The 23,369-nt window shown below is 37.1% G+C and carries 22 protein-coding genes and 1 other annotated feature; of the genes, 1 reads left to right on the top strand and 21 read right to left on the bottom strand.

Annotated features, from left to right (window positions below; genetic code table 11):
* Window positions 1-144: 144 nt before the first annotated feature.
* Window positions 145-1,329 carry a M20 family metallopeptidase gene (locus QQM35_RS04335; protein WP_342610529.1) on the top strand — a complete coding sequence of 395 codons (1,185 nt, stop codon included), beginning with the start codon at window positions 145-147 and terminating at the stop codon, window positions 1,327-1,329.
* A gap of 87 nt (window positions 1,330-1,416) precedes the next feature.
* Here QQM35_RS04335 and tuf read toward each other — a convergent pair whose 3' ends face one another.
* From tuf to cysE, 21 genes are all read right to left on the bottom strand, one after another.
* Complete coding sequence (tuf, locus tag QQM35_RS04330) at window positions 1,417-2,604, bottom strand: elongation factor Tu (protein ID WP_251518605.1); 1,188 nt, start codon at window positions 2,602-2,604, stop codon at window positions 1,417-1,419.
* A 224-nt stretch (window positions 2,605-2,828) separates the two neighbouring features.
* Entirely contained in the window at window positions 2,829-4,919 is a 2,091-nt protein-coding gene (gene fusA / locus QQM35_RS04325; RefSeq protein ID WP_342610528.1) for an elongation factor G, read from the bottom strand.
* 119 nt (window positions 4,920-5,038) lie between these two features.
* Window positions 5,039-5,509, bottom strand: coding sequence for a 30S ribosomal protein S7 (rpsG, locus tag QQM35_RS04320; RefSeq protein ID WP_251518589.1), 471 nt, complete (start codon window positions 5,507-5,509; stop codon window positions 5,039-5,041).
* Between the two features lie 70 nt (window positions 5,510-5,579).
* Window positions 5,580-5,993 carry a 30S ribosomal protein S12 gene (rpsL, locus tag QQM35_RS04315; protein WP_251943444.1) on the bottom strand — a complete coding sequence of 138 codons (414 nt, stop codon included), beginning with the start codon at window positions 5,991-5,993 and terminating at the stop codon, window positions 5,580-5,582.
* A 95-nt stretch (window positions 5,994-6,088) separates the two neighbouring features.
* Entirely contained in the window at window positions 6,089-6,343 is a 255-nt protein-coding gene (locus tag QQM35_RS04310; protein ID WP_251518587.1) for a ribosomal L7Ae/L30e/S12e/Gadd45 family protein, read from the bottom strand.
* Between the two features lie 348 nt (window positions 6,344-6,691).
* A complete protein-coding gene (rpoC, locus tag QQM35_RS04305) occupies window positions 6,692-10,288 on the bottom strand; it encodes a DNA-directed RNA polymerase subunit beta' (protein ID WP_251943977.1) in 3,597 nt (1,198 codons plus the stop codon).
* A gap of 171 nt (window positions 10,289-10,459) precedes the next feature.
* Window positions 10,460-14,011, bottom strand: a complete 3,552-nt coding sequence (gene rpoB, locus QQM35_RS04300; protein ID WP_251943446.1) for a DNA-directed RNA polymerase subunit beta — start codon at window positions 14,009-14,011, stop codon at window positions 10,460-10,462.
* 201 nt (window positions 14,012-14,212) lie between these two features.
* Window positions 14,213-14,821 carry a class I SAM-dependent methyltransferase gene (locus QQM35_RS04295; RefSeq protein ID WP_251518583.1) on the bottom strand — a complete coding sequence of 203 codons (609 nt, stop codon included), beginning with the start codon at window positions 14,819-14,821 and terminating at the stop codon, window positions 14,213-14,215.
* Between the two features lie 186 nt (window positions 14,822-15,007).
* On the bottom strand, window positions 15,008-15,373 hold the full coding sequence (gene rplL / locus QQM35_RS04290; protein WP_251518582.1) for a 50S ribosomal protein L7/L12: 366 nt from the start codon (window positions 15,371-15,373) through the stop codon (window positions 15,008-15,010).
* A gap of 44 nt (window positions 15,374-15,417) precedes the next feature.
* Window positions 15,418-15,927 (bottom strand): 50S ribosomal protein L10, encoded by a 510-nt coding sequence (gene rplJ, locus QQM35_RS04285; RefSeq protein ID WP_251518581.1) that lies wholly within the window; start codon window positions 15,925-15,927, stop codon window positions 15,418-15,420.
* A gap of 60 nt (window positions 15,928-15,987) precedes the next feature.
* Window positions 15,988-16,134: a sequence feature (ribosomal protein L10 leader region), on the bottom strand.
* A gap of 87 nt (window positions 16,135-16,221) precedes the next feature.
* Window positions 16,222-16,911, bottom strand: coding sequence for a 50S ribosomal protein L1 (rplA, locus tag QQM35_RS04280; RefSeq protein WP_251518580.1), 690 nt, complete (start codon window positions 16,909-16,911; stop codon window positions 16,222-16,224).
* A 230-nt stretch (window positions 16,912-17,141) separates the two neighbouring features.
* Complete coding sequence (gene rplK, locus QQM35_RS04275; protein WP_251518579.1) at window positions 17,142-17,564, bottom strand: 50S ribosomal protein L11; 423 nt, start codon at window positions 17,562-17,564, stop codon at window positions 17,142-17,144.
* Between the two features lie 218 nt (window positions 17,565-17,782).
* The gene (gene nusG / locus QQM35_RS04270) at window positions 17,783-18,331 is read right to left on the bottom strand and encodes a transcription termination/antitermination protein NusG (protein ID WP_251518578.1); all 549 of its coding nucleotides are present in this window, start codon (window positions 18,329-18,331) and stop codon (window positions 17,783-17,785) included.
* 14 nt (window positions 18,332-18,345) lie between these two features.
* The gene (gene secE, locus QQM35_RS04265; protein WP_251518577.1) at window positions 18,346-18,525 is read right to left on the bottom strand and encodes a preprotein translocase subunit SecE; all 180 of its coding nucleotides are present in this window, start codon (window positions 18,523-18,525) and stop codon (window positions 18,346-18,348) included.
* Window positions 18,526-18,650: 125 nt separating this feature from the next.
* Window positions 18,651-18,794 carry a 50S ribosomal protein L33 gene (gene rpmG / locus QQM35_RS04260; RefSeq protein WP_251518575.1) on the bottom strand — a complete coding sequence of 48 codons (144 nt, stop codon included), beginning with the start codon at window positions 18,792-18,794 and terminating at the stop codon, window positions 18,651-18,653.
* Window positions 18,795-18,923: 129 nt separating this feature from the next.
* Entirely contained in the window at window positions 18,924-19,487 is a 564-nt protein-coding gene (locus tag QQM35_RS04255; RefSeq protein WP_342610526.1) for a sigma-70 family RNA polymerase sigma factor, read from the bottom strand.
* 75 nt (window positions 19,488-19,562) lie between these two features.
* The gene (locus QQM35_RS04250; protein WP_251518571.1) at window positions 19,563-20,084 is read right to left on the bottom strand and encodes an NYN domain-containing protein; all 522 of its coding nucleotides are present in this window, start codon (window positions 20,082-20,084) and stop codon (window positions 19,563-19,565) included.
* On the bottom strand, window positions 20,081-20,830 hold the full coding sequence (gene rlmB, locus QQM35_RS04245; protein ID WP_251518569.1) for a 23S rRNA (guanosine(2251)-2'-O)-methyltransferase RlmB: 750 nt from the start codon (window positions 20,828-20,830) through the stop codon (window positions 20,081-20,083). The genes QQM35_RS04250 and rlmB overlap by 4 nt, the downstream gene beginning before the upstream one ends.
* Before the next feature lie 4 nt (window positions 20,831-20,834).
* Window positions 20,835-21,224, bottom strand: coding sequence for a Mini-ribonuclease 3 (locus QQM35_RS04240; protein WP_251519072.1), 390 nt, complete (start codon window positions 21,222-21,224; stop codon window positions 20,835-20,837).
* Between the two features lies 1 nt (window position 21,225).
* Window positions 21,226-22,626: a cysteine--tRNA ligase gene (cysS, locus tag QQM35_RS04235; RefSeq protein WP_342610525.1), complete on the bottom strand. Its 1,401-nt coding sequence runs from the start codon at window positions 22,624-22,626 to the stop codon at window positions 21,226-21,228.
* On the bottom strand, window positions 22,610-23,260 hold the full coding sequence (gene cysE / locus QQM35_RS04230) for a serine O-acetyltransferase (protein WP_285813488.1): 651 nt from the start codon (window positions 23,258-23,260) through the stop codon (window positions 22,610-22,612). Before cysE ends, cysS begins: the two co-directional genes overlap by 17 nt.
* Between the last annotated feature and the right edge of the window lie 109 nt (window positions 23,261-23,369).

The raw sequence follows: 23,369 nt of genomic DNA, 5'->3' as shown, positions 1-23,369 counted from the left end.
ACTTTAATCATACCTTATTTTATAATGTTAAGGAAGAATTATTACTTTAGTTGAAAATGCGCGTACTTTGATCTCAATTTCACCTACATAGCCTATAAGTTAAATGATATACTTATTAAAAATAAACAGGAAGGATGGATGATCATGATTGATTGGTTCCAACTTGCGAGTGAAAAAGAGAATAAAATGATACAAATCCGTCGTTACTTACACCAATATCCTGAACTTTCATTTAAAGAACACCACACACATGAATTTATCTTAAGTCACTTGAGTCAATTATCATGTGATATACAAGCTCCTGTAGGTAGAAATGGAATCATTGCTACATTTAAAGGTAGAGGTGACGGACCAACGATTGCCTTGCGTGCTGACTTTGACGCATTACCTATTGAAGAGTTAGCCGATGTGCCTTACAAATCAAAAAATAAAGGAGTCATGCATGCGTGTGGTCATGATGGTCATACTGCAACTTTACTAGGTGTAGCTGATTTAATAGAAGAACATTTAAATTGCTTAAATGGTGATGTGGTGCTTATCTTCCAATATGGAGAAGAACTTATGCCTGGTGGCTCTCAAGAAATGATTGATGCTGGTTGCCTACAAAATGTTGACCGAATTTATGGAAACCACCTATGGAGTGGTTATCCTACTGGTACGATTTATTCTCGACCTGGACCAATGATGGCTTCACCTGATGAATTCCAAATAACAATCAACGGTAGAGGTGGCCATGGGACCAAACCACATGAGACCATAGACCCAATCGTTATATTATCTGAGTTCATTTTAAGTACGCAAAAGCTTGTTTCAAGAACAATAGATCCAGTTAAACAAGCCGTTATTAGTTTCGGTATGATACAAGCAGGTGCAGCTGATAATGTCATACCAGACTCAGCAGTTTGTAAAGGCACAGTCCGAATATTTGATACTGAGGTTCAAGACCACATTATAGAAAAATTAGAGAAATTATTAAAAGGCTTATCTATAGCCAATGATATAACCTATGATTTTGAATATATAAAAGGATATTTACCAGTTAACAATAATGCAAATTGTTATGAAATAGTTAAACAAGCAGCAAATGAAATCAATCTAAGATTTAACGAAGCTGATTTAATGATGGTAGGAGAAGATTTTTCACATTATCAAAAAGTAAGACCAGGTGCGTTCTTTTTAACAGGATGTGGCAATAAGCAGAAAGAGACAGATTACCCTCACCACAGTCCTAAATTTAATATTGATGAGCAAGCGATGAAATACGCCACAAGTGAATTTATGAAAATATTAGAATTAGAAGATGTTATTCATGTGAAAAAAAATAAATGATATGGCAATCTAAAAGTTAAAGAAAATAATAGCAAAAAAAGAGCCTCCCTTTTGGGAGGCTCTTAATATTTCTAGCAAATATAGAGATTATTCGTGGATTTCAGTTACAACGCCTGATCCAACAGTACGTCCACCTTCACGGATTGAGAAACGAGTACCATCTTCGATAGCGATTGGTGAAATTAACTCAACGTTCATTTCAACGTTATCGCCAGGCATAACCATTTCTGTACCTTCTTGTAAGTTAACAACGCCTGTTACGTCTGTAGTACGGAAATAGAATTGTGGGCGGTAGTTAGTGAAGAATGGAGTGTGACGTCCACCTTCGTCTTTAGATAAAACGTAAACTTCCGCTTTGAATTTAGTGTGTGGAGTGATAGTTCCAGGAGCAGCTAAAACTTGACCACGTTGTACATCTTCACGTGCAACACCACGTAATAATGCACCGATGTTGTCACCAGCTTCAGCATAGTCTAATAATTTACGGAACATTTCTACACCAGTAACTGTAGTTTTGCTTGATTCTTCTTGCATACCGATGATTTCGATTTCTTCACCGACTTTGATTTGACCACGTTCAACACGGCCTGTAGCAACAGTACCACGACCAGTGATTGAGAATACGTCCTCAACTGGCATCATGAATGGCTTGTCTGAGTCACGGTCTGGTGTTGGAATGTAATCGTCAACATTTTGCATTAATTCTAAGATTTTTTCTTCGTATTCAGCTTCGCCTTCTAATGCTTTAAGAGCTGAACCTGAGATTACAGGTACATCGTCACCTGGGAAGTCGTATTCGCTTAATAAGTCACGAACTTCCATTTCAACTAATTCTAATAATTCTTCGTCGTCTACCATGTCAACTTTGTTTAAGAATACAACTAATGCTGGTACACCAACGTTACGTGATAATAAGATGTGCTCACGAGTTTGTGGCATTGGGCCGTCAGCAGCTGATACTACTAAGATAGCTCCGTCCATTTGCGCAGCACCAGTGATCATGTTTTTAACATAGTCAGCGTGTCCTGGGCAGTCAACGTGAGCATAGTGACGTTTGTCAGTAGTATACTCGATGTGTGCAGTATTGATTGTAATACCACGTTCTTTTTCTTCTGGAGCGTTGTCGATCATGTCATATGATTGAGCAACTGTGTCTCCGTTTTTCGCTAAAACAGTTGCAATAGCAGCTGTTAAAGTTGTTTTACCATGGTCGACGTGACCGATAGTACCAATATTGGCATGTTCTTTTGAACGATCAAATTTTTCTTTAGCCATTTAAAATCTCTCCTATTCTGTTAGAAAATTATTTTAAAATTATCTCTCATGACAGTTTCTCACCATCATGAGAAAATAATTATTTTTTATTGAATAAAGCAACATATAGTTCCTTTATAATGCATTTTTCCCAAAAAATCAATTGATAAAACTACAAGCAGTATAACACTATACGATTGAAATTAAATAGTGAGCATTGAAAATTCAATACGCTATCTATTTAATTATTCGCTTTGGTTACCACTGTTTTTCTTGATGATTTCATCAGCTACAGATTTTGGAACTTCTGCATAGTGATCGAAGTACATAGTGTAAGTACCGCGACCTTGTGTATTAGAACGTAATGAAGTTGCGTAACCGAACATTTCTGAAAGTGGTACAAAGGCATTAACAACTTGTGCATTACCACGAGGTTCCATACCATCAACACGTCCACGACGAGCTGTTACGTCACCCATGATATCACCCATGTACTCTTCAGGCATTTCGATTGTTACTTTCATCATTGGTTCTAAGATAACTGGATCACATTTTTTAGCAGCTTCTTTAAGTGCTAATGATGCAGCAATTTTGAAGGCCATTTCAGATGAATCGACATCGTGGTATGAACCATCATATAATTTAGCTTTAACATCGATTAATGGATAACCAGCTAATACACCGTTTTCCATTGCATCTTGTAAACCAGATTCAACAGATGGAATGTATTCACGTGGAACTACACCACCAACGATAGCGTTTTCGAATTCGAAACCTGCGCCTGTTTCGTTAGGAGCGAAGGCGATTTTAACGTCACCATATTGTCCACGACCACCTGATTGACGAGCGAATTTACCTTGAACTTCAGCTGGTTGCTTGAATGTTTCACGATATGAAACCATTGGCGCACCAACGTTACATTCAACGTTGAATTCTTTCTTCATACGGTCAACTAAGATGTCTAAGTGAAGTTCACCCATACCACCGATGATAACTTGTCCAGTTTCTTCATCTGTGTGAGCGTGGAATGTTGGGTCTTCTTCTTGTAATTTAACTAAAGCAGCTGTCATTTTGTCTTGGTCTGCTTTAGATTTAGGTTCAACTGATAAGTGGATAACTGGATCAGGGAATTCCATTGATTCCAAGATGATATCGTTCTTCTCACCACATAAAGTATCACCTGTACCAGTATCTTTAAGACCTACCGCAGCAGCGATATCGCCTGAGTATACTGTATTAAGTTCTTCACGTGAGTTTGCGTGCATTTGTAATAAACGACCTACACGTTCACGTTTATCTTTCGTAGAGTTCTTAACGTAAGAACCTGAAGATAACGTACCTGAATAAACACGGAAGAATGTTAATTTACCAACATAAGGGTCAGTCATAACTTTGAATGCTAATGCAGCAAATTCTGCATTATCGTCTGCTTTCGCAATAACTTCCTCTTCAGGATTGTCTGAACGATGACCAACGATTGGTTTAACATCTAATGGTGATGGTAGGTAATCAATTACCGCGTTAAGCATTAATTGAACACCTTTGTTTTTGAATGCTGTACCAACAAGTACTGGGTAGAATTCTACGTCAGTAGTTGCTTTACGGATAGCAGCTTTTAACTCTTCGTTAGAGATTTCTTCGTCACCAAGATATTTTTCCATTAATTCATCGTTAGTTTCAGCAACTGCTTCGATTAATGTTGAACGTGCATCTTCCGCACGCTCTTTATGATCGTCAGGAATTTCGATTTCTTCAATGTCAGTTCCTAAGTCATTTGTATAACGGAAACATTTCATTTCAACTAAGTCGATGATTGCATCGAAATCATCTTCAGAACCAATTGGTAATTGGATAGGTTGTGCATTTGCTTGTAAACGGTCATGAATAGTGCTAACTGAATATTCGAAGTTTGCACCTAATTTGTCCATTTTGTTTACAAATACGATACGAGGTACACCGTATGTTGTAGCTTGACGCCAAACTGTTTCAGTTTGTGGTTCAACGCCTGATTGCGCATCAAGTACAGTTACTGCACCATCAAGTACACGTAATGAACGTTCAACCTCAACTGTGAAGTCTACGTGTCCTGGTGTATCGATGATGTTTACACGGTGGTCATCCCATTGTGCTGTTGTAGCAGCAGATGTAATTGTGATACCACGATCTTGCTCCTGTTCCATCCAGTCCATTTGTGAAGCACCTTCGTGCGTTTCACCAATTTTGTGGATACGTCCAGTATAGTAAAGAATACGTTCAGTCGTAGTTGTTTTACCAGCATCGATATGAGCCATGATACCAATATTACGAGTTCTTTCTAAAGTAAAATCTCTAGCCATGTATTTTTCTCCTTCCAGTATTACTGCGAATAAATACTATAAATATGGCGATGCCCTAAGCATGCACCTGTGATAGTAAACTATCATTACGAAACATACTCAGGGAGAAAGCTTCTATCCTACCAACGATAGTGAGCGAATGCTTTGTTAGCTTCAGCCATTTTGTGAGTGTCCTCACGTTTCTTAACTGCTCCACCAGTGTTGTTAGCTGCATCTAAGATTTCGTTTGCTAAGCGCTCTTCCATAGTTTTTTCACCACGAAGACGTGCATAGTTTACTAACCAACGTAAACCTAAAGTAGTACGACGTTCTGGACGAACCTCTACTGGTACTTGATAGTTAGAACCACCAACACGACGAGCCTTAACTTCTAATACTGGCATGATATTGTCGATAGCTTCTTCGAATACTTCGATTGCTTCACGACCGCTGCGTTCTTGCACGATATCGAAAGCAGAATAAAGAATTCTTTGAGCTGTTCCGCGTTTACCATCTAACATAATTTTGTTAATCAATTTTGTTACTAATTTAGAGTTGTGAATTGGATCTGGTAACACATCTCTTTTTGGTACTGATCCTTTACGAGGCATGATTTAAATCCTCCCTTCCTATTATAATATATTTTTAATTTCTATAGCGAATATTTACGTAATCTTTAAATTAATTTTTAGGTTTTTTAGTTCCGTATAATGAACGACCTTGTCTACGTCCATCTACACCTGAAGTATCAAGTGCACCACGAACAATGTGATAACGCACACCAGGTAAGTCTTTTACTCGTCCACCACGTACAAGTACAACACTGTGTTCTTGTAAGTTGTGTCCGATACCAGGAATGTAAGCATTGATCTCGATGTTGTTTGATAAACGTACACGAGCATATTTACGTAACGCAGAGTTTGGTTTTTTAGGTGTCATTGTACCAACACGCGTACAAACGCCACGTTTTTGTGGAGAATTTAAATCAGTAAATTGTTTCTTTTTACTGTTGAAATTTTTGTTTAATGCTGGTGAATCAGATTTCTTTGATTTGCTTTTTCTTGGTTTACGTACTAATTGATTAATAGTTGGCATGATTTGTGTCCTCCTCTCTTGAATTTATAATCCCACACATCCAGGTGGTTCATTTAAAGGTTAAATAAAATTTAGTAAGATTACTCTTACTAATCTCATTTTAATAATGCAACAATCATTGCATTAACATTAATGCCTGCATATTCTCCTAAAGCCTGTTGACTCTCGAAGTATGTGATAGGCATATTTTGAAGATTGATTTGGCTTAACACGCGAGTCAATAAATAGACTTCAACGTCTTTAGCAATAATCAATGATGCAACTTGGTCTCGTTTCAAAGCTTTAAGCGTTTGTTTAAGACCAACTACAAAATGTTGTTTGTTAAAGCGTGCAACTTTTTCATTAGACAATTACATATCCTCCAAAGTTCTGCTTGCATCAACCTAAATAATAATAACATTTTCTATAGTGTCTGGTCAACTTGTAATTGCACTATTTCTGAAAATTATCTAAAAATCTGATGACTTTATCTAAGTTTTATAACAGTGTCACTTTGGGATACTTTTATAAAAATAGAGTCTGAGACAAAATTGGTGTCTCAGACTCTTTATCAACTTGGCAGTAGATGTCTGAATTGAAAATGCGCTTAGAATAAGCTTTTTTCAATCCTAGTCATCCTTGCCGGGGTGGGACTACGAAATCTCTATTAGAAAATTCGATTTCTGTCCCGCTCCCTTTGATTGTCTAACTAAACCGAATTAAGATTCAGTAGTTTCTGTTTCTTCAACAACTTCTTGTTGTGATAAAGCTTTTTCATAGTTAACATCGCTATATCTTCTCATACCTGTACCGGCTGGAATTAATTTACCGATGATAACATTTTCTTTAAGTCCAAGTAAGTTATCGCGTTTACCTTTAATTGCTGCATCTGTAAGTACTCGAGTTGTTTCTTGGAAGGAAGCAGCAGATAAGAAGCTTTCAGTTTCAAGTGATGCTTTCGTAATACCAAGTAATACTGGTTTCGCAGTCGCTGGACGCTTACGACCTTTGAATGCTTCACGGTTGGCATCAGTAAAGTTATGAATGTCTACAAGTGAACCTGGTAGTAATTTAGTGTCACCAGCTTCGATGATTCTAACTTTACGTAACATTTGTCTAACCATAACTTCAACGTGTTTATCGTCGATTTCAACACCTTGCATACGGTAAACTTTTTGAACTTCTTTTAATAGGTAACTTTCTGTAGCATTTAGACCTGCAACAGATAAATAGTTCTTAGGTTCAATTGAACCTTCTGTTAGAACTTCACCACGGTCAACGCTTTGACCAGTTTCAACTTTCAAGCGTGCTGTACCTGAAGCAAGATATGATCTTGTTTCATTTGCACCTTTAATGACGATTTCTTGTTGACGGTCTTTACCTAGTTTGATGTCGTCTACAACACCTTCAATTTCAGTAATTACTGCTTGACCTTTAGGGTTACGCGCTTCGAAAATCTCTTGGATACGTGGAAGACCTTGTGTGATATCGCTTCCGGCAACCCCACCAGTATGGAATGTACGCATTGTAAGCTGAGTACCTGGTTCACCGATTGATTGAGCGGCGATAGTACCAACAGCTTCACCAACTTCAACTTTTTCACCTGTTGCTAAGTTCTTACCATAGCAACGTTCACATACACCATGACGTGTATTACAAGTGAATGCTGAGCGGATGTACATTTGTTCAAATCCTGCATCAGTAATTTGTTTTGCAATTTCTGGTGTGATTAACTCATCTGGTCTTACTATGATTTCATCAGTTTCTGGGTGACGCATTGTTTCTTTTGCGTAACGCCCCTCGATACGTTCGTTGAATGGTTCGATCATTTCTGTACCTTCTTTGATATCAGATACAAGTAAACCACGGTCAGTACCGCAATCTTCTTCACGAACGATAACGTCTTGAGCAACGTCAACAAGACGACGTGTAAGGTAACCTGAATCGGCTGTCTTAAGTGCTGTATCGGCAAGACCTTTACGCGCACCGTGAGTTGAGATGAAGTATTCTAATACTGTTAAACCTTCACGGAATGATGAAGTGATTGGTAATTCAATGATCTTACCTGATGGTGCTGCCATCAGACCACGCATACCTGCTAATTGAGTGAAGTTTGAAGCGTTACCTCTGGCACCAGAGTCACTCATCATGAAGATTGGGTTTGTCTTACCAAGTGAGCCCATAAGTTCACCTTGGATTTGTTCTTTAGCGTTTGTCCAAATTTCAACAACTGCGTTATAACGCTCGAATTCAGTGATTAAACCACGGTTGAATTGTTTTTGAACACGTTCTACTAATTTTTCTGATTCATCAAGGATATCTTGTTTATCAGGTAAAACAACGATATCTGATACACCAACTGTAATACCAGCTTTAGATGAGAACTTGAATCCTAAGTCTTTCATTCTATCTAACATCATAGAAGTATCTGTAATGCTAAATCTATTGAAGACTTCTGCGATAATGTTACCTAAGAATTTTTTGTTGAATGGTTCAATTAATTCTTTATCTTCAAAGTAACCTTTAAGTCCTTCTTCACCTAATTCAGTAGCAGAAACAAAGTATTTATCTGGTGTTTTATCTTCTAAGTTCGCTTGTGAAGGTTCATTGATATAAGCAAATGAATCAGGAATGATTTCATTGAATATCACTTTACCTACTGATGTCGTTAAGATTTTTTTGTTTTGCTCTTCAGTAAATGTCGGATTGTTGAATGAGCTTGCATGTACACCGATACGTGTGTGTAAGTGCACGTAACCTTTGGCGTATGCTTTTAATACTTCGTTTGTATCGTTGTAAATCGTACCTGTGTTAACAGCATCTGTACGTTCTAAAGTTAAGTAATAGTTACCTAATACCATATCTTGTGATGGTGTAACAACTGGTTTACCATCTTTAGGGTTCAAGATATTTTGTGCAGCAAGCATTAACATACGTGCTTCTGCTTGTGCCTCTTTAGAAAGTGGTACGTGGACGGCCATTTGGTCACCATCAAAGTCGGCGTTGTATGCTGTTGTAACAAGTGGATGTAGACGAATCGCACGACCTTCAACTAACGTAGGTTCAAATGCTTGAATACCTAATCTGTGAAGTGTTGGCGCACGGTTTAATAGTACTGGGTGTTCTTGAATTACATCTTCAAGCACATCCCATACTTCGTCGTCCATACGTTCGATTTTACCTTTAGCATTTTTGATATTTGTAGCAATTTCACGTTGAACTAATTCTTTCATAATAAATGGTTTGAATAGTTCTAACGCCATCTCTTTTGGTAAACCACATTGATACATCTTCAAGTTAGGTCCTACTGCGATAACAGAACGGCCTGAATAGTCAACACGTTTACCAAGTAAGTTTTGACGGAAACGACCTTGCTTACCTTTTAACATATGAGATAACGATTTTAATGGACGGTTACCTGGTCCAGTAACTGGACGGCCACGACGACCATTATCGATAAGCGCATCAACTGCTTCTTGTAACATACGTTTTTCATTTTGAACGATGATGCCAGGAGCACCTAAGTCTAATAAACGTTTTAAACGATTGTTACGGTTAATGACACGACGATATAAATCATTTAAATCACTTGTAGCAAAACGTCCACCATCTAATTGAACCATTGGTCTGATTTCTGGTGGAATAATAGGTAGTACATCTAAAATCATCCACGCTGGATTATTACCAGAATGTCTGAATGATTCTACGACTTCTAAACGTTTAATTGCACGTGTAAGTCTTTGGCCAGTAGCTGACTCTAACTCATCACGTAATGATTTAAGTTCAGTATCTAAATCGATCTCTGCTAGTAAATCTTTAATTCCTTCAGCTCCCATTTTAGCAGTGAACTGACCTGGGAATTTATCATAATATTCTCTGTATTCTGCTTCAGAAAGTAAAGTTTTCTTTTCTAAGCCTGTTGGACCTGGATTTACCACCACGTAAGAAGCGAAATAAATAACCTCTTCTAACGCTCTTGGTGACATATCTAATAATAGACCCATACGACTTGGGATGCCTTTGAAATACCAGATATGTGATATTGGGGCAGCTAATTCAATATGTCCCATTCTTTCACGACGTACTTTTGACTTCGTTACTTCAACACCACATCTGTCACAAACCATGCCTTTATAGCGCACGCGTTTATACTTACCACAACTACATTCCCAGTCTTTTGTAGGTCCGAAAATTCTTTCACAGAATAGACCATCTTTTTCTGGTTTTAAAGTACGATAGTTAATTGTTTCTGGCTTTTTAACTTCACCGAATGACCAAGAACGGATTTTTTCAGGTGAAGCGAGTCCTATTTTCATATAATGGAAATTATTTACATCAATCAAGGAGCCTACCTCCTTCAATTTAGATTAGCTGTGCAAATTGATTGATTACTTTATATCAATAAATGGAACAACCGATATTGAGGTCGGCTAGCATATTTGCTACGCCTGCCCTCAATTCGAATTATTCCTTCAACTTAAATGCGATTAGTCAGTGATTTCTTTCTGAGATTCTGGAGCGTCTTTTTGTTGTAAATCTACTTTGCGTTCAACAACATCTTCATCTTCGTTATCATGCATGTCAATTTCATTGTCATGTTCATCCATAATCTTAACGTCTAATCCTAAACTTTGTAACTCTTTCATCAATACGCGGAATGATTCTGGAACACTTGGTTTAGTGATATTTTCACCTTTAACAATAGATTCGTATGTTTTAACACGACCTACTGTATCATCTGATTTGTAAGTTAAGATTTCTTGAAGTGTGTATGCAGCACCATAAGCTTCTAGTGCCCATACCTCCATCTCACCGAAACGTTGTCCACCGAATTGTGCTTTACCACCAAGTGGTTGTTGTGTAACAAGTGAGTATGGACCAGTTGAACGTGCGTGTAGTTTATCATCTACCATGTGTGCAAGTTTCAACATGTACATAACACCAACAGAAATTCTGTTGTCGAATGGTTCGCCTGTACGACCATCATATAATACAGTCTTACCGTCACGAGCCATGCCTGCTTCTTCAATTGTAGACCAAACATCATCATCACTCGCACCATCAAATACTGGTGATGCAACGTGAATACCCAAGTTCTTAGCAGCCATACCTAAATGTAGCTCTAATACCTGACCGATATTCATACGTGATGGAACCCCTAGTGGGTTTAACATGATATCAATTGGTGTACCATCTGGTAAGTAAGGCATGTCTTCTTCCGGTACTATCTTAGAAATAACACCTTTGTTACCGTGACGTCCACACATTTTATCTCCGACATGAATCTTACGTTTTTGAACGATATAAACACGTACTAATTGGTTTACACCAGGTGATAACGTGTCATCGCCTTCTTCACGGTTGAAGACTTTAACGTCTAGTACAATACCGCCTGCACCATGAGGTACGCGTAATGAAGTATCGCGAACTTCACGTGCTTTTTCACCGAAGATTGCATGTAGTAATCTTTCTTCTGCAGTTAATTCTGTAACACCTTTAGGCGTTACTTTACCAACTAAAATATCTCCATCTTTAACTTCAGCGCCGACATATACAATACCGCGCTCGTCTAAGTTTTTCAGTGCACTATCTGCAACATTTGGAATGTCACGTGTGATTTCTTCAGGTCCTAATTTAGTATCACGTGCTTCTGATTCATATTCTTCAATATGAATTGAAGTGTAAACGTCATCTTTAACAAGACGTTCACTCATGATTACAGCATCCTCGTAGTTGTAACCTTCCCATGTCATGAAACCAACAACTACGTTACGACCTAATGCCATTTCACCTAATTCCATTGAAGGACCGTCAGCTAAGATTTCATTTTTAGTAACAACATCGTCTTTGCTAACGATTGGACGTTGGTTATAACAAGTACCAGTGTTAGAACGTTTGAATTTAGCTAATGGATAACGGTCTAATTCACCTTCGTATTCTTGACCATCTTCTTCGATAATTTGACGTACTAGGATTTCATCAGATTCAACGTGCTCAACGCGACCTTTGTGTCTAGCAACAATTGCTGCACCTGAGTCACGAGCGGCAACGTGTTCCATACCTGTACCTACGAATGGTGATTCTGGGTTCATCAATGGTACCGCTTGACGTTGCATGTTCGCACCCATTAATGCACGGTTTGAGTCATCGTTTTCTAAGAATGGGATACATGCTGTCGCAGCTGATACTACCTGTTTAGGTGATACATCCATGTAGTCCATTTTTTCTTTAGCCATCACTGTGTTGTTACCACGGAAACGACAAACGACTTCATCGTCCATGAAACGACCATTTTCATCTAATACTGAATTGGCTTGGGCAACAACGTAGCTGTCCTCTTCATCAGCTGTAAGGTAATCAATTTGATCAGTGATTGAGTTTGTTTCAATATCAACTTTACGATATGGCGTTTCAATGAAACCAAATTCATTCACGCGTGCATAACTTGATAATGAGTTAATCAAACCAATGTTTGGACCCTCTGGTGTTTCGATTGGACACATACGACCATAGTGAGAGTAGTGTACGTCACGCACTTCCATTTGTGCACGTTCACGTGTTAAACCACCAGGTCCTAACGCTGATAGACGACGTTTATGTGTTAACTCAGCTAATGGATTGGCTTGGTCCATGAATTGTGATAATTGCGAACTACCAAAGAACTCTTTAATAGATGCAATAACTGGACGAATATTAATAAGTTGTTGTGGTGTGATTGAATCTGTATCTTGGATTGACATTCTTTCACGAACAACACGTTCCATTCTTGATAAACCAATTCTGAATTGGTTTTGTAGTAATTCACCTACTGAACGTAAACGACGGTTACCTAAATGGTCAATGTCGTCTGTGAATCCAATGCCACTTAGTAAATTAAAGAAGTATGACATTGATGAAATAATATCTGCTGGGGTAATACATTTCACTTCTGAGTCTGGGAATGCATTACCGATGACTGTAGTTGTACGGCCTTCTTCATCATTTGGTACATAAACTTTAATTGATTGTATTTCAACAGGCTCATCAATGATACTGCCTTCTAATTCGAATACTTCACTGTTTGCATTTGATTCTAGTACGTCTATAATTTCGTCAATCTTTCTACGATCTAAAACAGTACCTTCTTCAGCTACAATTTCACCAGTTTCAGAATTAACAATTGGTTCTGCTAATTTTTGATTGAATAAACGGTGTTTTAAGTGAAGTTTTTTATTTGTTTTATAGCGACCTACACTTGCTAAGTCATAACGTTTTGGATCGAAGAAACGTGAATATAACAAGCTTTTAGCGTTTTCTAATGTAGGTGGTTCGCCAGGGCGTAAGCGTTCATAAATTTCTAATAACGCTTGATCAGTATTTTCAGTACCATCTTTTTCTAACGTATTACGTAGATATTCACTTTCACCAAGTAAATCTACAATTTCTTGATCTGAAGAGAAACCTAATGCTCTAAGTAACACTGTTAATGGTAACTTTCTTGTTCTGTCAATTCGTACGTAAACAACGTCTTTGGCGTCTGTTTCATATTCTAACCAAGCACCACGGTTAGGAATAATCGTTGCATCGAAGTTTGTACGACCATTTTTATCTAATTTCTCATTGAAATAAACGGATGGTGAACGAACTAATTGTGATACGATAACACGTTCAGCACCATTGATTACGAAAGTACCAGTGTCAGTCATTAATGGGAAATCACCCATAAATACTTCTTGTTCTTTGACTTCACCAGTTTCTTTGATAATCAAACGCACTTTCACACGTAAAGGTGCAGCATACGTTGTATCACGATTTTTAGATTCTTCTAAATCATACTTTGGTTCTCCAAGACGATAATCGACAAACTCTAATGAAAGGTTGCCAGTAAAGTCTTCAATCGGTGAAATGTCTCTAAACATTTCTAATAAACCTTCTTCTAAGAACCACTCATAAGATTTAGTTTGGATTTCTATTAAATTTGGTAATTCTAATACCTCTGAAATTCTCGCATAGTTTCTACGTTTACGATGTCTTCCATATTGGACAAATTGACCTGCCAAACAGATTCACCCCTCAAAAATTGCGTGTTTACTTTCATCAAAGCAGCAAATATAATAAGACAAAAAGAAAACGGTAGCACACCTGATGACACCATTTCCTATTTCTTATCTTATATACATTATTATCTTAGAAGTAAAAGTACACACTTATTGAACATAAATTTTTACATTCTATAACTATATCAGAACATAGTGATTTAATCAACCTTTTACACTTCTTAAAATGTAATAGCCTTTACTTTTTTCTAATACTTCGACATTGCTAAATGTTTCTTCCATTTTTTTCTTCGCTGATGGCATACCTTGTTTCTTTTGTATAACAACGTAGAGCATACCTTCATGCTTTAATTTATCAAATGCATCTTCTAGTATGCTATGTACGACTGATTTACCCGCTCTAATAGGCGGATTCGTCACTATGCAATCATAGTATGCATTTGAAACTTGTGATAATCCATCACTTTCTTTAATGGTAACATTTTCGAGTTTGTTCTTTTGCTTATTCGTTTCTGCTAATGATAATGCACGGTGATTTACGTCAACCATGTTTACGTCGTGTTGTGGTGCTACTTTAGCAATCATTAATCCAATTGGACCATATCCACAACCAACATCGATAATATTTTTCGCGGTATCCGACTTATGTTGTTGAAGAAATACGTTAACGAGTAAGTCTGATCCGTAATCGATTTTACCTTTAGAAAACACACCGGCATCTGTCTTTAATGCGATATCATGGTTTTCATATGAATATGTAAAAAGTTCAACATCACTTTTTACATCTGGATCTTTATCATAATAGTGACTCATGACTACACCTCTTTTATTCAACTTAGGTTAATACTATACCCATTTTATAGGATTGGAGTCCATGAATCATACTGAATATAGTTATAGTTTAAACAATATAAAACCCCGTTACATACATAACGGGGTTTTCATTTCTCAAAGATTTCTGATTGTTATATTAAATTAGATGACTTAGACGTCATAGAATTATTTTAATTCTACTGAAGCGCCTACTTCTTCTAATTGTTCTTTAAGTTTTTCAGCTTCGTCTTTAGCAAGAGCTTCTTTGATTACTTTAGGAGCTCCGTCTACTAATTCTTTAGCGTCTTTAAGACCTAAACCAGTTGCTTCTTTAACAGCTTTAACAACTTTGATCTTAGAAGAACCAGCTGAAGTTAATTCTACGTCGAATTCAGTTTTTTCTGCAGCGTCGTCTCCGCCTGCTGCACCTGCTGCTGCTACTGGAGCTGCTGCAGTTACACCAAATTCTTCTTCAATTGCTTTTACTAAATCGTTTAATTCTAATACTGACATTTCTTTAATTGCTTCAATAATTTGTTCTTGATTAGCCATTTTTATTCCTCCATAATTAATATTTTTTAGTTAGTTAAGCGTGATTACTCAGCGCTTTCTTCGTTATTTTCTTTGTCTTCTCCAACAGCTTTAACGGCATATGCGAAGTTACGTACTGGAGCTTGTAATACAGATAATAGCATTGATACAAGTCCTTCGTGTGATGGTAATGTACCAACAGTGTTAACTTCTTCTGCTGAGATTACTGAACCATCCATGATACCAACTTTGATTTCTAATGCTTCGTGTTCTTTAGCGAATCCTGCAAGTACTTTTGCTGGAGCAACAACGTCATCAGTTGAAGTTGCTACTGCTGTAGGACCTACTAAGAATTCATCTAAGCCTTCGATTTCAGCTTTTTCTGCTGCACGACGTACCATAGTGTTTTTGTACACTTTGTATTCAACGCCAGCTTCACGTAATTGTGAACGTAATTCAGTTACTTCAGCAACGCTAAGACCACGGTAGTTAACAATTACTGTAGATACTGAATTTTTAAGTTGATCAGCGATTGTATCAACTTGTTGTTTCTTTGCTTCGATGATTGCAGACATTTAGACACCTCCATAATTTAAGTTTTGGTGCTTTTTATATTGAATGCCACGGTGTGGGTTCATCCAAATAAAAAAGCACTTTCTACCCACGGCAAAAAGTGCTTGAAAGTTTATAATTAATCACGTTCAAGTCAAATTTAGCCTCGGTAGGACATGGTTTAAGTTATTTCTAACTCCTACTGTCTTAGGTAAAATTATTACATACACCAATATATATGGTTATATACTATATGTCAATATAAATTTTCAAGACTAAATTATATTTAGCCTTGAAAATACAGTTTCATTTCTATCTTAGAAAGATGAAACGTCAACTTTTACACCAGGACCCATAGTAGTCGTGATGTTTACTGATCTGAAGTAAATACCTTTTGATGATGAAGGTTTAGCTTTTTCTAATACATCTTGTAAAGCTCTGAAGTTTTCAATAAGTTTATCAGTATCGAATGATGTTTTACCGATTGATGCGTGAACGATACCTGATTTTTCAGCGCGGTATTCTACTTTACCTGCTTTGATTTCTTCAACAGCTTTTTTAACGTCCATTGTAACTGTTCCAGTTTTAGGGTTTGGCATTAAACCTTTAGGTCCTAATACACGACCAAGTTTACCAACTTCGCCCATCATGTCTGGTGTTGCTACAACTACGTCGAAGTCAAACCAACCTTGTTTGATTTTTTCAACGTATTCGCCTTCGCCAACAAAGTCTGCACCTGCTTCTTCAGCTTCAGTAGCTTTGTCACCTTTTGCGAATACTAATACACTTTGTGATTTACCTGTACCGTTTGGAAGCACCATTGCTCCACGGATTTGTTGATCATTTTTACGAGTATCAATGCCTAAACGGAAGGCTACTTCAACAGAAGCGTCAAAGTTTGCGATACTTGTTTCTTTAGCTAGCTCAACTGCTTCTTCAACACTGTAGTATTTTTGGCGGTCGATTTTGCTAGCTGCTTCTTGATATCTTTTGCTTTTTTTAGCCATTTCATGTTCCTCCTTTAGTGGTTTTAGCGGAATTTCCTCCCACGTTTACTTGCTATCACAAGTTAAGAGCAGATGACAGAGAGGTATGGATTGATTTCATATCAGGAATTTTCCTTTAATCAATGACATAAAGCCTCATATTATACGACAATTTTGAATGCTGTCATCATGTTTGTCATTTCTGCCATCTGCTTCGATCTTATTATCTATAGTTTCATTTGCGATTCGTATTATTCTACTGTAATACCCATGCTGCGTGCTGTACCTTCAACGATACGCATAGCTGCTTCTTCGTCAGCAGCGTTTAAGTCTTTCATCTTTTGGTTAGCAATTTCGCGTACTTGATCTTTACTTACTGTAGCAACTTTAGTCTTGTTAGGTTCACCTGAACCTTTTTCAATGCCTGCTGCTTTTTTAAGTAATACTGGCGCAGGTGGTGTCTTAGTAACAAATGTAAATGAACGATCTTCATAAACACTGATTTCTACTGGAATGATTAAACCTGCATCCTCTTGTGTACGTGCGTTGAATTCCTTACAGAATCCCATGATATTCACACCTGCTTGACCTAATGCTGGACCAACTGGTGGTGCTGGGTTCGCTTTACCTGCAGGAATTTGTAATTTAACTACTTTTTCTACTTTTTTAGCCACGATGTGCACCTCCTTGATATCGTGATGTGGTCATAGGACTGAGTTTTGCCCTCCCACTCTTCTACATTTCGTGACGAAATGGAACGCTCTTAAAGCGCGACCACAGTATTATAACATCAAACAAAATTAAAAATCAATAGCCTTTTTGGGAAAACTGAAATGAAGTTCGTGTTTCCATAAAGGTCAATTGCTTTCAATATGCATGATTTTCCTAATGATTATAGTTTTTCAATTTGATCGAATTCTACTTCGACTGGTGTTTCTCTTCCGAACATGTCTACAAGAACTGTGAGTTTAAATTTATCCACATCGATTTCTTGTACTTCTCCAACTTGGTTTGCAAATGGACCTGATTTGATAACAACTTGTTCACCAATATCAATATGTACGTCCACTGTTTTTTCTTTCATGCCCATTTGTTTTAGTATAAAACGCGCTTCTTCTGGAAGTAATGGGTTCGGTTTAGATCCTGCACCTGCTGAGCCAACAAACCCTGTAACACCTGGTGTATTTCTTACAATATACCATGATTGATCAGTCATGATTAGCTCTACTAATACATAACCTGGGAACGTCTTTTTAGTTAAAGTCTTGGCTTTACCTTCTTTAACTTGCGTTTCCTCTTCTTCAGGTATTACAACTCTGAAAATTTGTTCTGTCATATTCATCGTCTCAACACGTTTTTCTAAATTTTTCTTTACTTTATTTTCATAACCAGAATAAGTATGCACAGCATACCAACGTTTTTCGCCAACTTCCTCAGACATGTCGTCACTCCTAACTATTTAATTAATTCTATGATACTTGTAATTCCAAAGTCTAAGACATAGAAGAAAACTAAGAAAAAGATTACCGTAGCCACAACAATAACTGTGTATTTAAATAATTCCTCTTTCGTCGGCCAACTCGTTTTTTCCATTTCTGACTTAACGCCTTTAAAGAAATTCTCTTTTTTAGCCATTAACAAGACCTCCGTATAATTTCATTAATTCTCTATCTGCGAATGCGTACATTAAATCAAGAAAATACAATCAACATTGTGATAGCGTTCGTTGTGCTCATCAGTTTTAAACTATAAATACAGACTTACTTCGATTCTTTATGTAGCGTATGCTCATTACATCTCGAACAATATTTTTTCAATTGAAGTCTTGATGATTGATTGTTATGCTTCGGAACATTGTAATTTCGATTGCCACATTTATCACAGCTTAGTGGTACTTTCTTCATTTAGTCTCACCTTACTCATTATAATACCAATCTACTATACAGAACATTGAAGTTAATTGTCAATTATCATTAATAGTGTGATATGGTCTATTTTTTCATTTTATAGTAATGTCTTCAATCATTTAAAAATCACTTATGATATTTCAAATGATGTTTCATTTTCATTTTACAACGTTGAAGTGCATTGTAAACAACTTTCACTTTAACATTCAATAATTGTGCAATTTTTTGGGGTTTGTAATCCTCCAATGTGTAAGTAATCACTGCCTGTTCCAATTGAGTAAATGAGACAGTTAGTGCTTTAATTTGGTGTCGCATTTCATCGCTTATGACATTATTTTCTAAAATACATTCTGACTTTTTATAATTATAACTCACTACAAAATCATTGACTAACATATCCTGACGATGTAACATCGCCATTTTCTTACGAATGTAATCATTTTTTACCGCTTTCACGATGCGATTAACGTAATGTTCAAATGGCGTAGGTTGCGAAAAGTCAAATTTCTTTAATGCACGAAAGAGTTTCAGTAATATTTCTTGGTATAAATCTTCTCTGTCGTTTGCATGTATTGAATAATTTCTTAAAGCTTGTTTAATCGCCGGCGTAACGGTTTCTATAATTTGTTCAATGTCGAAGTTTGAAACAGTGGTTTGTGAAGTGCAATCTTGGGTGTTATTCTTGGCCATTACTTTGTCCTTTCATCGATGTTAAATCAAGGATACAAAGTTTATTTACCAAAAATCAATGCTTCAAAATGGTGATTATTCGTCTGTACCACGTCTGAGTTTTTCAAATTCTTCTAATATCTCATTTGAAAGTTCTATACGTGTCCGTGGCTTATTTTCATTGAAACCTTCCAGTTTTTTAGAAACAGAATCTTCGCTCTCTTTTAAGTCTCTCCACATTTCTCTTGAAGAAATGCGATAGGCACCTGAGCCAAATATCGCATGTTGTTCGCTCATGTCACTCGTAACGACGGTAATATGTCGCGTATGTTTCTCGTACAAGTCATATACATAACGTTCGATATAACTATCAGCTGTTTCTTTTTCTTTCGTGAATATAACCTTCACACCATGATACGTATATTCTGAATGGGCCCCAGCTTGTTCATAAGCATCAAAGACACATACAACTTCATCTGCTATGACTGCACTGTAGTTAGCAATCGCTGTGAGGAGTTGTTCTCTCGCTTCTTCAAGATTCTCTTTAGACAGTTGACTCAACTCTGAAGATTGACCAATCATGTTATAGCCATCAATGATTAAGTGGCGTTCTTTCATGAGTCTGCTCCAATCTCATTGCGCTTACGATAGACCTCATACATCATAAGACTTGCTGCCACAGAGGCATTTAAACTATTAACATGTCCAATCATTGGAATCTTAATGTGGAAATCACATTTATCTTTAACGAGACGACTCATTCCTTGGCCCTCACTGCCAATGACAATCGCAAGTGGCATACCTGCATCAAGCTCTCTATAATCAGTAGCATTATCCGCTTCTGTACCAGCGACCCAGTACCCGTGGTCTTTTAAAGTGTCTATCGTTTGAGCCAAATTCGTTACACGTACTACCGGTACATGTTCTATCGCACCTGTCGAAGCTTTAACAACCGTTTGAGTTAATGCGACCGAACGTCTCTTAGGGATAATCACGCCATCCACACCTGATGCGTCAGCCGTTCTTAAAATAGATCCTAAATTATGTGGATCCTCTAACCCATCTAATATTAATACTGTAGATAATTTATCCTTATTTTTCTGGGTTTCGATAAACTCATCAAAATCAGCGTAATCATAAGGTGCAATATAAGCTGCAATACCTTGATGGGGTGCATCTGATAAGTTATCTAACTTTGATTTTGGTACGTTTTGGACAATGATATTTTCATTTTTCGCTTTTTTCAAAATGTCATTAATCTGGCCTTTTTTAATGCTGTCTTGAATTAAAATTTTATTGATTGTATGCCCCGTGACAATTGCTTCCTTAACGGCATGACGACCGACAATTATAATATCTTCCACAGTATCACTTCCTTTCATTTACATATTGAACGATTGTTTCTAATAAAGCATTTAGGCGCTCTTGTTGCCCTTCTAAATATAAAAATCCGATAACCGCTTCAAGCCCTGAACTCTTTCTATAAGTTTGAATGTCGGTGTTCTTAGCTTTCGTATAACTTTTTGCGTTTCTGCCACGTCTAACAATATCAAGTTCATGTTCTTTAAACCATTCCGCCTCTAACAGTTGTTCTAATGTCTGAGCTTGACTCTTCGCTGAAACATAACGTTTCGCTTCTTGATGTAATCGGTTAGGTTTCGCTTGTAATTTAGTAACAATATAGGCTCTCACATGTTGATCTAAAACGGCATCTCCCATATAGGCTAAAGTCAATGGGTTAAGAAGTTTAATGTCCATATTAGCCACGTTTAAACCTCACGCCTTGAGGTGTATCTTCTAGAATAATATTTTGCTCTTTTAACTCATCACGAATAACATCTGCACGTTCAAAGTCTTTACGCTTTCTCGCATCTTCGCGTTCTTCGATAAGTGCTTCAATCTGCTCATCTAATAACACATCATTTTCTTTGCCTTTAAGAGGGACGCCTAATACGTCGCTGAAGATTTGATACACTTCTTTAAAACGATTAATGACACGCGTAGATGTTGTATTTTCTAATACGTATTTATTCGCTAATTTCGCTAAGTCGAACCATGCAGTGATTGCATTTGCAGTGTTAAAGTCGTCATCCATCACAGTTTCAAATTGCTGAAGTATTTGATCGATGGACTCAATATATTCCTCTTGATTTTCAATATCTGTCGCAATTTCTTCACGTTCTTCAATCGCTTTATAACTATTTCTAACACGTTCTAAACCACTCTTAGCCGCATCTACCAATTCCATATTATAATTAATAGGACTGCGATAATGAACACTAATCATAAAGAATCGTAATACATCTGGGTCTATTTCTTTAATAATGTCATGAACTAAAACAAAGTTGCCTAATGATTTACTCATTTTCTCATTATCGATGTTGATGAAACCATTGTGCATCCAATAGTTAGCAAATGGGGCATGGTTATGTGCTTCTGATTGAGCTATTTCATTTTCATGGTGAGGGAATTGTAAGTCCGTTCCACCTGCATGGATATCGATCGTAGCACCCAGTTCATGGTACGCCATTACCGAACATTCAATATGCCAACCGGGTCTACCTTGACCGAATGGGCTGTCCCAACTAATTTCGCCTTCTTTCGCTTTCTTCCATAGCGTAAAGTCTAAGGCGTCTTCTTTTTGTTCACCTTGCTCGATGCGAGCGCCTACCTTTAAATCATTTAATGACTGATGACTTAACTTACCATAATCATCAAATTTACGCGTTCTAAAGTAAACATCACCACCGCTTTCATACGCATAACCTTCATCGACTAATTCCTTGATAAATTTAATGATTTCATCCATATGATCCATTACACGAGGGTTGGATGTTGCTTTTTTCACATTAAGCGCACCGACATCTTCGTAAAATGCTTTAATATAACGGTCAGCAATCGTATTTACTGATTCGTTCAATTCCTTTGAACGCTTAATCAATTTATCGTCAACGTCTGTAAAGTTTGATACGTAATTCACTTCATAACCTTTATATTCAAAATATCTGCGGACAACATCATAATTAATAGCTGGCCTAGCATTACCAATATGAATATAGTTGTAAACTGTTGGACCACAGACGTACATATTCACTTTACCTTGTTCCATTGGTTTAAATGGTTCTTTTTGTCGTGTTAACGTATTATATAATGTAATCATCTTGTATCTCTCCGTTTCTTGTTTTCTCCAATTGTCTTTCCAGGTGTTTGAGTTGTTCGTAAATTGGATCTGGTAAGTTTCGATGATCAAATGTTTTACCTATACGTTTGCCATCTTGTTTCACAATGTGGCCTGGAATTCCGACAACAGTTGAATAATTGGGAACTGATTTTAATACTACTGAATTAGCTCCGATATTAACATTTGAATCAATTTTAATATTACCTAATATTTTCGCCCCTGCTGCAATGAGTACATTATCCCCAATATCAGGATGACGTTTACCCTTTTCTTTACCTGTACCACCTAATGTAACACCTTGATAAATCGTCACATTGTCTCCGATATTACAAGTTTCACCGATGACGACCCCCATGCCGTGATCGATAAATAATCGTTTACCTATTTTTGCGCCAGGATGTATCTCAATCCCTGTAAAGAAACGAGATATCTGTGAAATGAGTCTTGCCATCACAAATTTCTTCTTTTTATATAACTCATGTGCGATTAAATGACTCCAAACTGCATGTAATCCTGCATATGAAGTAATAACTTCAAATGTTGTACGTGCCGCCGGGTCTTGCTCAAACACCATGTTCACATCGTCTTTGATTCTTTTTAAAAATTTAAACACGGACAATCCCCCTTTTTATAAAAAAAGCACCTCTAACTCACTTGTTAGAGGCGCTTTCGCACGGTTCCACTCTTATTTCAAAATAAGTCTTCACCACATGCTACGTATA

It is taken from the genome of Staphylococcus hsinchuensis (assembly GCF_038789205.1).
In the GTDB taxonomy this organism is placed as follows: Bacteria; Bacillota; Bacilli; order Staphylococcales; family Staphylococcaceae; genus Staphylococcus; species Staphylococcus hsinchuensis.
Note: the sequence above shows the minus strand (reverse complement) of the source record. Positions and strands in the feature narration are given on the sequence as shown.